The sequence below is a fragment of the Paenarthrobacter sp. Y-19 genome (assembly GCF_029223985.1).
GTDB classification, from domain to species: domain Bacteria; phylum Actinomycetota; class Actinomycetes; order Actinomycetales; family Micrococcaceae; genus Arthrobacter; species Arthrobacter nicotinovorans.
Genome location: NZ_CP119414.1, coordinates 591,974 through 606,076, shown reverse-complemented (window position 1 = coordinate 606,076; position 14,103 = coordinate 591,974). Strand labels below are relative to the sequence as shown.

16 protein-coding genes are annotated in these 14,103 nt (G+C 62.6%); 3 read left to right on the top strand and 13 right to left on the bottom strand.

Annotated features, from left to right (window positions below; translation table 11 throughout):
* Nucleotides 1-80 precede the first annotated feature (80 nt).
* The 11 genes from PYR64_RS02890 to PYR64_RS02840 all read right to left on the bottom strand — a co-directional run bounded on the left by PYR64_RS02890 (nt 81) and on the right by PYR64_RS02840 (nt 10,225).
* Nucleotides 81-626 carry a hypothetical protein gene (locus PYR64_RS02890; RefSeq protein WP_275778238.1) on the bottom strand — a complete coding sequence of 182 codons (546 nt, stop codon included), beginning with the start codon at nt 624-626 and terminating at the stop codon, nt 81-83.
* Nucleotides 627-841: 215 nt separating this feature from the next.
* Complete coding sequence (locus tag PYR64_RS02885) at nt 842-1,144, bottom strand: DUF4193 domain-containing protein (protein WP_018780148.1); 303 nt, start codon at nt 1,142-1,144, stop codon at nt 842-844.
* Nucleotides 1,145-1,270: 126 nt separating this feature from the next.
* Nucleotides 1,271-1,486: a hypothetical protein gene (locus PYR64_RS02880; RefSeq protein ID WP_018780149.1), complete on the bottom strand. Its 216-nt coding sequence runs from the start codon at nt 1,484-1,486 to the stop codon at nt 1,271-1,273.
* A 104-nt stretch (nt 1,487-1,590) separates the two neighbouring features.
* Nucleotides 1,591-2,790, bottom strand: coding sequence for an L-2-hydroxyglutarate oxidase (gene lhgO / locus PYR64_RS02875; protein WP_275778236.1), 1,200 nt, complete (start codon nt 2,788-2,790; stop codon nt 1,591-1,593).
* A 138-nt stretch (nt 2,791-2,928) separates the two neighbouring features.
* The gene (locus tag PYR64_RS02870) at nt 2,929-3,405 is read right to left on the bottom strand and encodes a DUF805 domain-containing protein (protein WP_018780152.1); all 477 of its coding nucleotides are present in this window, start codon (nt 3,403-3,405) and stop codon (nt 2,929-2,931) included.
* 344 nt (nt 3,406-3,749) lie between these two features.
* Complete coding sequence (locus PYR64_RS02865) at nt 3,750-5,300, bottom strand: long-chain fatty acid--CoA ligase (RefSeq protein ID WP_275778234.1); 1,551 nt, start codon at nt 5,298-5,300, stop codon at nt 3,750-3,752.
* 11 nt (nt 5,301-5,311) lie between these two features.
* Nucleotides 5,312-6,637, bottom strand: coding sequence for an MFS transporter (locus PYR64_RS02860; protein WP_275778233.1), 1,326 nt, complete (start codon nt 6,635-6,637; stop codon nt 5,312-5,314).
* Nucleotides 6,638-6,681: 44 nt separating this feature from the next.
* Complete coding sequence (locus PYR64_RS02855; RefSeq protein WP_064723682.1) at nt 6,682-7,137, bottom strand: MaoC family dehydratase; 456 nt, start codon at nt 7,135-7,137, stop codon at nt 6,682-6,684.
* A 37-nt stretch (nt 7,138-7,174) separates the two neighbouring features.
* Nucleotides 7,175-8,377, bottom strand: a complete 1,203-nt coding sequence (locus tag PYR64_RS02850) for an acyl-CoA dehydrogenase family protein (protein WP_275778231.1) — start codon at nt 8,375-8,377, stop codon at nt 7,175-7,177.
* Between the two features lies 1 nt (nt 8,378).
* Complete coding sequence (locus PYR64_RS02845; RefSeq protein WP_018780157.1) at nt 8,379-9,269, bottom strand: 4-hydroxyphenyl-beta-ketoacyl-CoA hydrolase; 891 nt, start codon at nt 9,267-9,269, stop codon at nt 8,379-8,381.
* Between the two features lie 2 nt (nt 9,270-9,271).
* The gene (locus PYR64_RS02840; protein WP_193590956.1) at nt 9,272-10,225 is read right to left on the bottom strand and encodes an SDR family NAD(P)-dependent oxidoreductase; all 954 of its coding nucleotides are present in this window, start codon (nt 10,223-10,225) and stop codon (nt 9,272-9,274) included.
* 139 nt (nt 10,226-10,364) lie between these two features.
* On the opposite strand from PYR64_RS02840, the gene PYR64_RS02835 reads away from it, so the two are divergent.
* Both PYR64_RS02835 and PYR64_RS02830 read left to right on the top strand, forming a co-directional pair.
* Nucleotides 10,365-10,823 (top strand): MarR family winged helix-turn-helix transcriptional regulator, encoded by a 459-nt coding sequence (locus PYR64_RS02835; RefSeq protein ID WP_018780159.1) that lies wholly within the window; start codon nt 10,365-10,367, stop codon nt 10,821-10,823.
* A 261-nt stretch (nt 10,824-11,084) separates the two neighbouring features.
* The gene (locus tag PYR64_RS02830; RefSeq protein WP_055975233.1) at nt 11,085-11,816 is read left to right on the top strand and encodes a DUF72 domain-containing protein; all 732 of its coding nucleotides are present in this window, start codon (nt 11,085-11,087) and stop codon (nt 11,814-11,816) included.
* Between the two features lie 11 nt (nt 11,817-11,827).
* Here the strand turns inward: PYR64_RS02830 and PYR64_RS02825 are convergent, their stop codons facing one another.
* Nucleotides 11,828-12,289, bottom strand: a complete 462-nt coding sequence (locus PYR64_RS02825) for a GatB/YqeY domain-containing protein (protein WP_018780161.1) — start codon at nt 12,287-12,289, stop codon at nt 11,828-11,830.
* A gap of 138 nt (nt 12,290-12,427) precedes the next feature.
* Between PYR64_RS02825 and PYR64_RS02820 the strand changes: the two genes are divergently transcribed.
* Entirely contained in the window at nt 12,428-12,712 is a 285-nt protein-coding gene (locus tag PYR64_RS02820; RefSeq protein ID WP_079582795.1) for a DUF3040 domain-containing protein, read from the top strand.
* Here the strand turns inward: PYR64_RS02820 and PYR64_RS02815 are convergent.
* Nucleotides 12,698-13,993, bottom strand: coding sequence for an NAD(P)/FAD-dependent oxidoreductase (locus tag PYR64_RS02815; RefSeq protein WP_275778225.1), 1,296 nt, complete (start codon nt 13,991-13,993; stop codon nt 12,698-12,700). The genes PYR64_RS02820 and PYR64_RS02815 overlap by 15 nt on opposite strands.
* Nucleotides 13,994-14,103 lie beyond the last annotated feature (110 nt).

The following is a 14,103-nucleotide window of genomic DNA, read 5'->3' as shown; positions in this document are numbered from 1 at the left end:
AACAGCGAGAACGCCGGAAAGCGGCCAGTTCGCCGGAGCTATCCGGCGAACTGGCCGCTTTCGCGCGTTTTGGCAGTGTTTCACCAGTGATGGGCGACATCCACGACAAGCCGCGAGCCGCCGTCGGGTCCGTCCAGGGTGAAGACCCGGAACGGAAGCCTGGCACGGACACCCAAGCCGATGCTGGTAATTCCTTCGAAACTCCCGGCGTAGACCACCTGACGGAACGTCTGGTAGCCCGATACGTTGGAGAGCTCGGCCTTGGCTGCCGGAACGTAGGTGGGCTGGCTGTACTGGTTGTACGACGGCGCCGTCACCACCACTTGCAGGTCGGCGTCACCGAGCACCGGGATGGGGAAGCCCGTTGCATCCTGGGTGATCACCGGAACGTACTGCACTGAATAACCGGCCACTTTCCCGGTCATGTCGATCACCAGTCGGTCGTAGCAGAGCTGTTGGCCCGTGCGGACATTGGTGACCTGCGCGGCGCTCATATCGGGGTCGGCCTTGGCCAGGGAACCCCAGGTGATGCCGCAATAGGAACCCGCCGAGGCTGGCCCCGGTGCTGCCAGACCGAGCCCGGCCGCTGCCACAACAGCCGCCAAACCCGCTCCAATTTTCCTCATTTTTTGTGCCCCCTTCAGGCGAAGTTGATACTTCAACTGTAGGAGTGCATCCACGGGTTTTAGCGGGTTGTGGCCGCTTCGGAGCACAACCGTTAAGAGGACCCCCGTCAGGTTACGGGCGGGTCATCCGAAGCCGCTTCCGGCATCAATTCCGGGCCGTTTCAGTCGGCTTCAACCACGTTTTCGTGACCGAAGATAACGTGATCAGCGCGTTATCAGCCTTCGCAGTCCTTGCAGAACTTGAGGCCGTTCTTTTCCAAGGCAATCTGCGAACGGTGACGGACCAGGAAACAAGACCCGCAAGTGAATTCGTCCGACTGCTCCGGAACCACAACGACGGTCAGTTCCTCGCCCGAAAGATCGGCGCCCGGAAGATCGATTCCTTCGGCGGTATCAACGTCTTCCACGTCGATGACAGCGGTCTGGGCACCGCCCCCGCGGGACGCCTGGAGAGCCTCAAGTGATTCAGCGGGAGACTCTTCTTCTGTCTTGCGCGGGGCGTCGTAATCAGTAGCCATTGAGGGTTCGCTTTCGTTGCTGCATAGTGCCTATTCCGGCACCTCAGTGAAGCAGTTTAGGGCATACTACCCGGCATCAACGAAAAGTGTGCTCAACGCAACATTGGGCAGCTTATAGCGCGGTTCCTACGTGGCCGTCGGCGGGCGTCCTGCGTGCGATTGGATGGCCTGGGCTCCTGCCACTGTCACCCCGCTCAGGGCTGGAAGCCATGTCCAATCCGAAGCCGACCCGTGCGGTCCTTCAGGCTCGGGACCGGCGCAATCCAGGACGTACGCGGCCTCGATCCAGCGGCCCAGGGAATCGCCGAGTCGGGTAGCAAGTGCGGCCAGTGAGGTGATCATGGAGCAAAGCTATCCACCCCGCATGTGGGCGCCGTTTCCGGATCGTCACGGCCTTGTTAACTCACGCCGCTCCCGACCCTCCCCGGCCAAACAGCCCTCGCCTGCTAGTCCGCCAGCGCCTGCTCCACGATGTACTCGGCGATCGCCATGGACGAAGTAGCCCCGGGCGACGGCGCGTTCCGCACCAAAACGGTGTCCCGGCGTCGTGCGATGACAAAGTCGTCCACCAGCGATCCGTCGCCGTTCATGGCCTGGGCGCGGACGCCGCGGGTGCCAGGGAGAACAGTGGCGCCCTCCAGGGACGGAACAAAGCGGACAGCTTCGCGGATGAATTTCTTGCGGCTCACCACAGTCTGGAATTCACGAACGGCCGACGGCACATTCTGCCGCGCAAAATTCCAAAAGCCCGGGAACAGCGCATAATCCAGGACATCACGGACCTTGACATCCTTCCAGCCGTAGGATTCCCGGCCAAAGGAAATGAACGCATTCGGTCCGAGCATCATTTCGCCGTCAATGCGTTTGGTCAGATGCACGCCCAGGAAGGGATGCCGGGGGTCCGGGACAGGATAGATAAGGCCCTTCACCTGCTCGCGGGCCGCGCGGTCCAGGAGAAAGTACTGCCCGAAGAACGGCACGATCCTCGGGTTCGCGGCCTCACCCGCCGCCTTCGCCAAACGGTCCGATTGCAGGCCGGCGCAGGCGACCACCAGGTCAAAGTGTTCACTGTCGTCCTTCGTATGGACAACCGCGCCACTCGCTTGCTGTTCCACCGACGTGACTTCCTGCCCAAGCCGGATGGTCCCTCCCGAGGCCCGAACGTCGTCGGCGAGCGCTTCGGTGATGGCCGAATAGTCGACGATCGCCGTTTCCGGCGAGTGCAAAGCGGAAAGCCCGACGGCGTTCGGCTCCACCTCGCTTATCCGGTCGCCGCCCAGCATCCGTGCTCCGGGCACCCCGTTGGCTGTGGCGCGGGCAAAGATGTTGTCCAGGCGTTTTTGCTCCTCTGGTGTCTGGGCAATGACCAGCTTCCCGCATGCTTCGTAGGGAAGGGCCTTCGCGGCGCAGAATTCCTGCAGCAGCTCCACTCCCCTGCGGCACAGCCGTGCCTTCAACCCGCCGGGTTCGTAGTACAGCCCTGCGTGGACCACCCCTGAGTTGTGGCCTGTTTGGTGGGCAGCGAGGCGCCCTTCCTTCTCATAAACGGTGACCTGGACGCCGTCGAGCTTGTTGGAAAGTTCCCGCGCAACCGCGACGCCGATGATCCCGCCGCCAACCACGGCGCAGCGCTTGACTGGTTTCATGGCTGGCTCTCCTCGTCATCGGGGTCGGTCCGCGTCAAGGGACAGCATTTCACGGAGTGGCCCCGCGGGCACGCAGTGCGGGCACGAAAAAGGGGCGGCACACTGGGTACCGCCCCTTTTTGCGTGGTGCGTGGGTTACTACGCGGTCGGCTGGTCGAAACGCTGGCCGGCCGGGTTGGACGGCAGGAGCGAGAGCACGAAAACAACGATCGGCACCACAACGAGCAATGCCAACCAGCCGCTGAGGTTGGCGTCGTGGAGACGGCGAACCAACAGGGCGAGAGACGGAATCAGGACTGCCAAGTAGAAGACGAGGACGAGGATGAGCCCCACTGCAGCACCAGGACCGGGAATTGTTCCGCTGCTTGTAGTGGTGGCACCAGCGGCGCCGAGAATGCCGGTGAGCAGCTGCAGGACGAAGCCCACGACGCCCAGTACAAGGGCGACCCACCAGTATTCACTACGGCTGGCACGGCCCGAGAACGCGGCGTACTTCTTGAAGAAACGCTTGACGGCTGCACCGATCGGAGCGCCATAGTAGGGTGCCCACAGCGGCGGCTCGCCGGCTTGCGCTGCGTAGGGCTGGGTCTGTTGCGGTTGTTGCGGGTAGCTCATTGGTATATCCCCCGGGGTTTCGTTGTGATGAATGCGTACTCAGAGACGAGTCGACCCAATCGTAATGCCCCGAACGCTGTTTAGGCAGTTCGATGGACAAAATTAACCGGGATTTAGCCCAGTAACGGAATATGTCGCCCGAAAGCCGCATTCAGACCCGGAACGTGAGCAAGCGTCCCACCCAAACACGCGGAACGTGAGGGAGGGTCTCACCCAAACACCCGGAACGTGAGCAAGCGTCCGCCCCAAACACCCGGAACGTGAGCAAGCGTCCGCCCCAAGCACCCGGAACGTGAGCAAGCGTCCGCCCCAAGCACGCGGAACGTGAGCAAGCGTCGGGAGGGCTACTGTGCGTAGTGCTTGCGGAGGTCGGTCTTCCTGATCTTCCCGCTGGCCGTGCGCGGCATCTCTTCCACAAACACCACGGACTTGGGAATCTTGTATCGTGCCAATCGTCCGTCCAGATGCGAGCGCAGCTGCTCTTCGGTCAGGGCAGCACCCTCCCGCAAAGTCACGATCGCCCTCGGGACTTCGCCCCATTTCCCGTCGGCGACGCCGATCACGGCCACGCTTCCCACGGCGGGCAGTTCCGCAATGGCTGCTTCCACCTCGGCCGGGTAGATGTTCTCGCCGCCGGAAATGATCATGTCCTTGAGTCTGTCGGAGACGAATAAGAAGCCTTCCTCGTCTTGGTGTCCCATGTCCCCGGAGCGGAACCAGGAGGAGTCCGCGTAGCTGTCGGCAGTTGCCTCCGGCCGGTTCCAGTATTCCTTGATGACGTTGGGCCCGGAGATCTGGATCTCCCCCACTTCGCCCGCGCCCACGACGCTCCCGAACGGGTCAACGATCCGCACATCCGTGAAGAAGTGCGGCAAACCCGCTGATCCGGCTTTCACCTTGGAAGCGGAGACCGGGAGCATGGTGGCTCCCGGGGCGGTTTCGGTCATGCCGTAGCAGGCGGTGAATCCGATGCCACGTTCCTCATAGGCGTCCAACACCCGCTGCGGAACGGCGGACCCGCCGCAGGTGAGTTTGTCCAGGGAGCTGAGGTCCGCCGTCGACCATGCCGGATGGTCGCAGAGCATCTGGAAGGTGGTGGGGACTCCGTTCAGGGTGGTGACCCTGTGCCGGCCCACCAGTTCCAGGACGCGACCGGCGTCGAACTTGGATTCGAGGACCACCGTGGCGCCCTTGAGCAGCATCGGGAGCAGACCCATATCCAGGGATGCGACATGGAAGAGAGGCGAAATCATGAGCGCTATGTCGTTGCGGCTCAGGTCCATGTCCACCACGGTATTGATGCAGTTCCAGGTGATGTTGCCGTGCGTGAGCAGCGCACCCTTCGGCTTCCCTGTGGTGCCGGAGGTGTAGAGGATCATGGCGGCGTCGTCCGGGGACACCGCAACATCCATCGCTGTACCGTCCGAGGCGCCAATCACCTCCTCATAAGGTTCGACGCCGGTCGGCAGCTTGACCGCGGACCCTTCAGGTCCGCCGTCGGGAGCCACCACAAACCGGTTGATGACCGCAGTGTCAGCCACGGCGGCCGTCGCAACAGGCTCCAGAGCCGCGGCGTTGATGAGGATCCGGGCTCCCGAGTCCTGCAGCTGGAACTGAAGCTCGGGAGCGGCCAGGCGCGTATTGAGAGGCACGAAGATGGCGCCCACCAACCCGCAGGCAAAGAAGGTTTCCACGAAGGAGGGGTGGTTTTCCCCGAGGTAGGCAACGCGGTCTCCCTTGGCTACTCCCCTGTCCTTGAGGGCGTTGGCCAGGTGATCTGCCCGGTCAGCCAGTTCGAGGTAGCTGAGCTTCCGGTCACCGGAAACAAGTGCTGTTGCGTTTCCGGACTTGCTGCGGCGGCGGTGCAGCCAGGATCCAACTCCGTTGTTGTCCATGGTGGTTTCTCCTAACTGACCGTAGAGAGGTCGTTGTTCTTAGACTCCCGCGTCAGCAGGATGAAGACAATCGACACCAAGGACATGATGGACAGGAACACCACTACGGGGACGATGCTCTGGCCTGCGTCCTTGTACAGTCCGGCGACGATTCCAGGGGTGAACCCGGCGCCGATCAAGGTAGCCAGCTGATAGCCGACCGCAGCACCCGTGTAGCGGTTGGTGGTGCCGAACTGTTCCGACACGAACGCTGCAAGGGGTCCGTAGAGTGACGAGTGCAGGACCAGCGCCACCGTGAATGCCAGGAAAATCAGGGCGATGTTTCCTGAGCTGAGCATCCCGAACATAGGGATCAGGTAAAGGATGAACAGGGCCAAACCTGTGACCATCACGGGGCGCCGGCCGAAGCGGTCCGACAAGCGGCCGCCCAGGAGGACGAACAGGATGGAAATCGCCGAAGCTCCCGCGAAGGCATAAAGCACTCCCTGCTGCGGTGCGCCCTTGGAAACCGCGTAGGTGACGGAGAACGTGGGAAGCACTACCTGAAGGCCGAAGCCAGCAGCACCGGCAAACATGATCATGATGAGTGCTTTGGGACGCTTCAGGACCTCCAGCAGCGGGATCTTCCGCTTGCTGCCTTGGGCGCTTTCCTTGGCTACGGCCTCGGCGAAGATCGGACTCTCGGAGACCCGGAGCCTGACGAACATGCCCACGATCAGCAGCACGAAGGAGAGCAGGAACGGCACGCGCCAGCCCCATGCCAGGAAGGCGTCCTGCGGCAGGGCGGAGAAAATACCCATCACAACCGTGCCGAGTACGGCGCCTGTCGGCGCACCGGCGTTCACGAACGAGGCAGCGAAACCGCGCCGCTTGGGATCGGAATGTTCCAGCGCCATCAGCGCGGCGCCACCCCATTCACCCCCGACGGCGATGCCCTGGCAGACGCGCAGGAGCACCAGCAGCACGGCACCCCAAGGACCGATCACGCTGGATCCCGGGATCAAGCCGATCAGTGTGGACGCGACGCCCATCATGGCCATGGAAACGATCAACATTCCCTTCCGGCCGATCCTGTCGCCGAAGTGGCCGAAAATGATGCCGCCCAAGGGCCGGGCAACGTAACCGGCGGCGAACGTTGCGTAGGCAGCTACGACGCCCACCCACTCGTCCGTTCCGGCGAAGAACACCTTGGGGAAGGCAACCGCTGCCGCCGTCGCGTACAGCAGGAAGTCGTAGAACTCGATGGTGCTGCCCAGATAGCTGGAAAGGATGACCGTACGCGCTTCTTTACGCTTTGCGGCCGTGCTCGACTGTGCGAGCGCAGTGTGTCCTGACATGGCTGTTCCTTGGAAGAGGAGGGAAGTTGCTGGAAAGGGAGTGTTTATTTGTAGAAGCGTGCGAGGAATTCGGCCACGACGGCGGGCCGTTCCTGGCCTTCGATTTCGATGGTGGCGTTGACCTTGATCTGGGCGCCGCCCTTGACCTCGGTCACCTCGGCGATGCTGCCCTGCATACGGACTTTGGAGCCCACCTTCACCGGTGACGTGAAACGGACTTTGTCCAGGCCGTAATTGACCTTGGTGGTGACGCCGTCGACGTCGAACAGTTCGCCCCAGAACGGGATGATCAGGGACAGGGTGAGGAAGCCGTGGGCGATCGGTGCACCGAAAGGACCATCCTTGGCGCGTTCGGGATCAGTGTGGATCCACTGCTGATCGTCCGTGGCATCGGCGAACAGGTTGATCTGCTGTTGGGTGATCTCACGGTAGTCGGTGGTGCCCAGGTCCTTGCCGGACATGGTGAGCAGAGTGTCGAAATCGACGACGAGATTGGGCATCGTTGCCTCCTGGTTGTTGTGTTTTTCTGTGCGTTGTTCAGTGGGTGAAAGCACTCTCGCCCGTGAGGGCGCGTCCGACGATCAGTGCATTGATTTCGTGGGTGCCTTCGTACGAATAGACAGCTTCCGCGTCGGCATGGAAACGGGCGACGTCGGCGGCGAGCGTGATGCCGTTGCCGCCCACGACTTCGCGGGCCAGGGCGACGGTTTCGCGCATCATCAGGGACGTCTGCATCTTGGCCAGGGCGGAGTCCTGGTCCCGGTAGATGCCTTTGGCCTGTTGTTCGGTCAGGCGGGTCACCAACGAGAGCGAGGCGGTGGTATTTCCGAGCATTCGCGCCAGCTTTTCCTGCACGAGTTGGAAGGACCCCAAGGAGCGGCCGAACTGCCGGCGTTCCCTGACGTAGGCAAGGGCGGCTTCGAAGGCACCGGCCTGGATACCGGTGGCGATCCACGCGACATCGGATCGCATGGCCCGCAGCATCGCGGCCACGTCCTTGAAGGAATTTACGCTGTGCAGGCGCATGGCTTCCGGCACCCGGACGCCCTTCAGGGTGATGTGGGAGTTCTGCATCATCCGCAGGGACGTCTTGCCGTGGATCTTCTCCAAGCCGACCCCGGGCGCGGTCCGGTCCACGAGGAACCCCTTGACCTGTCCGTCGGCCACATCCCGGGCGAACACGCACAGCACATCCGCCGTGGAGGCACCCCCGATCCAGCGCTTGGCGCCGTCCAAAACCCAGCTGCCGTCTCCCGGTTCAAAGCGTGCGGTGGTGGAAAGCCCTCCCGCGATGTCCGAACCGTGCTCCGGTTCGGTCAGCGAGAAGACACCTTTGAGGGAGAAATCGATGACCTTGGGCATCCACTCCTTCTGCTGCTCCTCGGACGCACCCACCCGGATCGCTGTCCGGAACAAACCAGCCTGCGCCGTGTACCACGTAGCCAGGGAAGCGTCCGTGTGGGCAAGTTCGAAGATCCGGAAGCCGTGGAAGATCCCCCTCGCGGGGGCATCGACGGTCAGCTCATCCGGTTCCATCAGATCAAGGTCGACCAACGGCTGCGCCAGTTGTTCAGGGAATTCGCCCCGCTCCCAGTACTCGGCGAGCAACGGCTTCGCTTCGGTCTCCAGGAAGGTCCGCAACCTGCCCAGCACCCGGCGCTCTTCGGTGGTCAGGAGCGCCTCGGCGTCGTACCAGTCCGCCACCGAGTACAGTCGCTGATCCGCAACACTCGTGGTCATCTCAGCTACCCAACCCGAGCAGCCGGACGGCGTTGTCCTTGAGGATCTTCGGGCGGACTTCGTCCTTCAAGGGCAGGTCGGCAAATGCGCCCAGCCACTTCTGCGGAGTGATCAGCGGGAAATCCGTCCCGAACAGGACCTTGTCCTGCAACACCGAATTCGAGGCCTTCACCAGCGATTCCGGGAAGTACTTCGGCGACCACCCGGAGAGGTCGATGAACACGTTGGCTTTGTGTGTGGCGATCGAATTTGCCTCGTCCTGCCACGGCACCGAGGGATGGGCCATGATGATCTGCAGGCCCGGGAAATCGGCCGCCACGGCGTCGAGCAGGAGCGGGTTCGAGTACGCCAGCTTGATGCCGTATCCCCCGGGAAGCCCGGCACCCATACCGTTCTGGCCCGTGTGGAAAATACACGGCAACCCCAGCTCCTGGAGCGTTTCCCAGAGCGGGTAGAACTGCTCGTTGGATGGGTCGAAGCCCTGGAGTGAAGGATGGAATTTGAATCCCCGGGCACCGAGCTCAACGGCCTGGTGCTTGGCTCCGGCGATCGCGTCCTCACCCGTCCGCGGGTCCACGCTGCCGAACGGAATCAGAACATCGTTGTTCCGCCCGGCTCCGGCGATGAGTTCCGGGATGCTGTTTGGTTCGTGCTTTAGTTGCGTCCTTGCGTCGACGGTAAAGACGACGGCGGCCATGTTCAGTTCGCGGTACACCTCGGCGATCCTGTCCAGGGACGGGGTCCTGTCCTCGGCTTTGAAGTACTTGGCCGAGGCTTCCGTCAGGGCATCCGGGAGCGAGCCGTGGCCGCAGCTGTCCACTTCGAGGTGGACGTGCATGTCGATCGCATCAAGGGCAGCGGCGTCGATGCCGAGCTCGTATCGGTCAGCCATGATCAGCGGGCCTGTACCGCTTCGGGCTTGGCCGGTTCAGGCTGCAGTTCTTCCGGCAAGGGCAGGAATTCCTCACCGTAGCTCTGCAACGCGTCGGGGCCGAAGAGTGATCCGGCGTTCTCTACCAGTGCTTCGTAGCTCCAGCCGCCGTCGCGGTATTCGGTGGTTGCCGCCGTCGGGTGCGTCCAGACCTGCAGCCGGTCACCGCCGGCACCGATCGCCTGGCCGGTAATGCCGGCCGCCTTATCCGAGGCGAGGAAGGCGATGAGCCCGGCGACGTCGTCGGCAGTTCCGAAACCCAGGTCATGACGGAAGAACGACGGCATGGCCTCGCCACGCTCGTCAGCTTCCACGGCCTTCTGGAAATAAGGGACCGTCTTGGTCATCGCCGTCGCCGCCACCGGAATGACAGAGTTGACGGTCACGCCGGCCTTCTTCATCTCCAGCGCCCACGTCCGGACCATGCCCACGATCCCCGCCTTCGCAGCCGCGTAATTGGTCTGCCCGAAGTTGCCACGCTGGCCCGTAGGCGAACCGATAGTGATGATCCGGCCCGCGACGTTGTTTTCCTTGAAGTACGCGAAGGCCTCACGGACGCAGGTGAACGTGCCCTTCAAGTGGACGTTGATGACAAGGTCGAAGTCCTCGTCGGTCATCTTCAACAGGCTCTTATCGCGGAGGATTCCTGCGTTCGTGACCAGGATGTCCAAGCGACCGAACGTCTCCACGGCACCGGCGACCAGTGCCTTGGCGGCATCCGTGGTGCCCACCGGAACGACGACGGCGGTGGCCCGGCCGCCGTCGGCCTCGATCTGCGCGACTGCTTGCGCTGCGGTCTCAGCGTTCACGTCATTAATGACGACGGCGGCACCCTGGCGGGCGAGCTCCCTCGCGTAAGCGAGACCAAGACCCTGTCCACTCCCGGTAACGATTGCAACCTTGCCGTTCAAGCTCATGGCGTGCTCCTTCGCATGCAGTAACCGGCCGGAGCCGGTGGGGCCGATCCCACTGCGTCGTGAGATCCTTGTCATGATCAATGAGAATACGGATCATTGATAAAGTCAACGATTGTTTTTCATTACTATTGGAGTTGTCATGGGCCCGCAAAGCACCGAAGTGGAAACCCCGCGCCTGGCCGAAGCCAAAATCGGCAACGATGTGGGCCTGTTGCTGGCCAAACTGCACGCGACAGGCTCCCTTCTGAACAACAAGGCACTGGCGGATTACGGGCTTCGTGAGCGGTCCTTCTCCGTGCTGACACTTGCCTGCAGCGGCCTGGAACCTACGCAGCGCGAGCTCGCCGATTTCCTCAGCCTGGACCCCAGCCAAGTGGTCAGTCTGGTTGACGACCTTGAACACCGCGGTCTGGTCAAGCGGGCGCAAGGCAAGCAGGACCGGCGGGCCAAGATCATCGTTTCCACTGCGGAGGGCCGCCGGATCCACAACAAGGCCCGGGCTGCGCTTGAGGTGTGCGAGCAGACACAGCTGGCAGCGCTCAGCGAGGACGAGAACACGCAGCTGCGGGCACTGCTGAAAAAGGCGCTGTGGGGCTAGGAGCAATTACGATGTCGGCTTCCTCGGCCGGCCGGACTCCTACGCCATCGATCCAGCCCTTCCGATTGCGCGGGGCACCCACTCCGTGAGAGGACTGCCAGGTACATTTGCTGACGCTTCCCGAAGTTCTGACGAGCAGCCCCGCAGAGCACGCCAGCGGGAAGTAGCTAATGTTGCCGATGACCTCCGCGCGCTGATGGCGAGGACCGCTGGCAACGGAACCGTGCGTTAAGAAACCACCCACAGGGGTACATCCTCCCCATGGGCATCCACATCGGCACATCGGGCTGGAGCTACGATCACTGGGAAAGCGTGCTCTATCCCCCGGGACTGCCCGCCTCCAAGCGGCTGGCCCACTACACTGCGCGGTTCACCACCGTGGAACTCAACGCGAGTTTCTACCGCTGGCCCCGGGACACCACCTTCGCGGGTTGGCGGAACCGCCTGCCGGAAGGCTTCGCGATGTCGGTCAAAGCGCCGCGTGGCCTTACCCATGCCAAGAAGCTCTACAGCCCCGAGGTATGGGTGGAAAGAATCGTGCGCTGCTGGCACGAGCTCGGCGACAAAAGGGCGGTTCTGTTGGCGCAGTTGCCACCTGATTTTGCCCGTGATGATGCCCGGCTCGACTACTTCCTGGCCGCCCTGCCGCACTGGATCCGCGTCGCCGTCGAGTTCCGGCACGACAGCTGGGACCACCCGGACGTGTACGCGCTGCTGGAACGCCACCAGACCGCCTACTGCATCATGAGCGGCGCCAATCTGCCCTGCATCCTCCGGGCCACGGCTCCGTTCGTCTACATCCGCATGCACGGCCCGGACCACCAACACCTCTACGGCGGCTCCTATTCGGACGACGATTTGAGGTGGTGGGCGGACAGGATCCGCGAGTGGAGCGGCGCCGGCAAGGACGTGTACGTCTACTTCAACAACGACGGCGGTGGTAACGCCGTGCGCAACGCTGACACTCTGCGGTGGCTGCTTGGGGTCAACTGACCCGGTGGCGGTCAGGCCAAGCGGGCGCGCACGATCTCGCTGACGGTCTTGCCATCGAAACGTCCTGCGACCTTCGCGGTAACAGGCTTCATGACGGCACCGATGGAACGCATTGAGAGTTCCTGGCCTTCAGCTTTCAAGGCATCAATGGCCTCGTCCACGATGGCCTCAACCTCTTCGCGGGTGAGCGCTTTGGGGAGGTAGGCCTCGATGATCTCCGCCTCGGCAACTTCGGCCGCTGCGCGGTCAGCTTCCCCCGCCTCGGTATAGATCTTCGCCGTGTCCCGGCGCTTGGCGGCTTCCTTCTGCAGCAGCGAGGTGACCTGGGCGTCGTCGAGCTCCACTGGCGTCTTGCCTGACTTTTCACGGGTGGTGATTTCACCCAGGACATTGCGAACCGTGGTCAGGGCAACTTTGTTGCCGGCCTTCATGTGGTCGACGACGTCTGCCTTCAAGCGTTCTTTGAGTGTCATGCTGCTCCTTGTTCGAATTCCTCCTGCTATCTTCCCAGCTGATCCCCACGGGCGCTCATTGCCGGCAAATTGATGCTTGCGATCTTAATAATCAGCATGCTTAGCTAATTTGGAAACCTAGCGCCGAGGAGGACCACTATGCCGCTTTCAGAACGCGAGCGCAGGGTTCTGCAGCAGCTTGAGCGGGAGCTCTTCATCCAGGATCCCCACCTCGCCCGGCAACTGGAATCCGGTGTCCCCGTGCGCGGCCCCATCCACCCGCGCCTCCGTGACGTCATGGCCGCCGCTTTGGGAGTACTGCTGGTCCTGATGGCGATACCTCTGCACGTACCCCTGTTTGGCGTGGCCGGCACACTTCTTGGGGTTCACGCGGTGTTGTCCCACCGCAACTACAAGAAACAGGCCCCCTCAAGATTCCTTTAACGGTGCCGGCACAGGCGGCCCCTGCCCGGGAGGTTCCTTGTCCAAGGGTCCGCTGACCACCACTTGGGCGGGACTGTGCAGGAGATAGCCGTTGAGCCAGGAAAACAGTGCCCGGATCTTTTGCTGGAGCCCTGACAACAGGGCTAAGTGCACCAGCAGCCAGGACAAAAACGCAAAGAGGCCCTGAAGCTGGATGCGCTTGCGACCAAGTTCCGCCACTGCCGCACCGCGTCCCACCATCGCCATGTAGCCCTTGTCGACGTACCGGAAAGGCGTTCGGCTGCCGCCGCCAAGGTCAGCAAGGATGTTCTTGGCCGCCCATTTACCCGCCTGCTGGGCTACCGAGCCCAGCTGCGGCAATTTGGCTCCCGTTGAGTCCGTGATGTTGGCAGCATCCCCAATGACGTAAACGCCATCCACGTCCGGCGCTGTCAGGTCCGGGTGGACATCGACACGTCCACCCCTCCCCTGGGCCAGCCCCGATCCGGCGATAATGCCGCCCGCTTTCAGGCCGCCGGCCCAAACGACGATCTGCCCCGGGACGGAGCTCCCGTCCGCCAAGGTGACACCATCAGGCCGGACCTCAGTGACACCCACTCCCATGTGAAGCTGGACACCGACTTTCTGCAGGTGTTCGGTCGCGTACTTTTGGGACTTCGGGGAGAACATGTTCAACACGCTGGGAACCATGTCCACCAGGTGTACCCGGCAGCGGGCAGCCAGCTCGGGCGAGAAGTACTTCCGCACCACGTATTTGACGTTTTCAGCCATCGCTCCGGCTGTCTCTACACCTGTGGGACCGCCGCCGACCACCACCACATCCACGAAGCTGTCGGGATTCCCGTCAGCCTGGTCCAGCAACCGGGTGAGCCCGCCGCCAAGTCTTGTTGCGTCTGTGACGGAGTACAGGGGGAAGGCCAGTTCCTCCGCGCCCGGAGTGTTGAAAAAGTTCGGGACGGCCCCCACGGCAAGGACCAGGATGTCCGCCCGCAGGGTCTGCCCGTCGGACGTCGTCACTGTGCGTTGCGATGCGTCCACGGATTCCACTTTGGCGGTGAGGACCTTGACCGTTTTGAGGCGGCGAAACACCGAACGGAGTGGCCGGGCAATGGCCGACACCCCGATTTGGGACGTAGCAAGCTGGTAGAGGAGGGGCTGGAACTGGTGGTAGTTGTTCGAGTCGATGAGCAAGACCTGTACACCCTTGCGGCCGAGTTCCCTGGCTGCTGCAACGCCTGCAAATCCGCCACCGACCACAATGACCTGGTATGTGTCCTTCATGCGAGCAACATACTTCACCGGGGGTCCGGGCAACAGAGGTTCCCGATCCGTCGTCGCGTGTTTATTCTCTGGACCGATGGGTACGCAGTGGGTAGTGTTCTGCATTCGGC

Coding starts and splice junctions, on each gene's coding strand:
- PYR64_RS02825 (WP_018780161.1), bottom strand. CDS start 12,289: ATGACACTCAAAGAACGCTTGAAGGCAGACGTCGTCGACCACATGAAG.
- PYR64_RS02865 (WP_275778234.1), bottom strand. CDS start 5,300: ATGGACAACAACGGAGTTGGATCCTGGCTGCACCGCCGCCGCAGCAAG.
- PYR64_RS02840 (WP_193590956.1), bottom strand. CDS start 10,225: ATGAGCTTGAACGGCAAGGTTGCAATCGTTACCGGGAGTGGACAGGGT.
- PYR64_RS02845 (WP_018780157.1), bottom strand. CDS start 9,269: ATGGCTGACCGATACGAGCTCGGCATCGACGCCGCTGCCCTTGATGCG.
- PYR64_RS02830 (WP_055975233.1), top strand. CDS start 11,085: ATGGGCATCCACATCGGCACATCGGGCTGGAGCTACGATCACTGGGAA.
- lhgO (WP_275778236.1), bottom strand. CDS start 2,790: ATGAAACCAGTCAAGCGCTGCGCCGTGGTTGGCGGCGGGATCATCGGC.
- PYR64_RS02820 (WP_079582795.1), top strand. CDS start 12,428: ATGCCGCTTTCAGAACGCGAGCGCAGGGTTCTGCAGCAGCTTGAGCGG.
- PYR64_RS02885 (WP_018780148.1), bottom strand. CDS start 1,144: ATGGCTACTGATTACGACGCCCCGCGCAAGACAGAAGAAGAGTCTCCC.
- PYR64_RS02855 (WP_064723682.1), bottom strand. CDS start 7,137: ATGCCCAATCTCGTCGTCGATTTCGACACTCTGCTCACCATGTCCGGC.
- PYR64_RS02870 (WP_018780152.1), bottom strand. CDS start 3,405: ATGAGCTACCCGCAACAACCGCAACAGACCCAGCCCTACGCAGCGCAA.
- PYR64_RS02835 (WP_018780159.1), top strand. CDS start 10,365: ATGGGCCCGCAAAGCACCGAAGTGGAAACCCCGCGCCTGGCCGAAGCC.
- PYR64_RS02815 (WP_275778225.1), bottom strand. CDS start 13,993: ATGAAGGACACATACCAGGTCATTGTGGTCGGTGGCGGATTTGCAGGC.
- PYR64_RS02880 (WP_018780149.1), bottom strand. CDS start 1,486: ATGATCACCTCACTGGCCGCACTTGCTACCCGACTCGGCGATTCCCTG.
- PYR64_RS02850 (WP_275778231.1), bottom strand. CDS start 8,377: ATGACCACGAGTGTTGCGGATCAGCGACTGTACTCGGTGGCGGACTGG.
- PYR64_RS02890 (WP_275778238.1), bottom strand. CDS start 626: ATGAGGAAAATTGGAGCGGGTTTGGCGGCTGTTGTGGCAGCGGCCGGG.
- PYR64_RS02860 (WP_275778233.1), bottom strand. CDS start 6,637: ATGTCAGGACACACTGCGCTCGCACAGTCGAGCACGGCCGCAAAGCGT.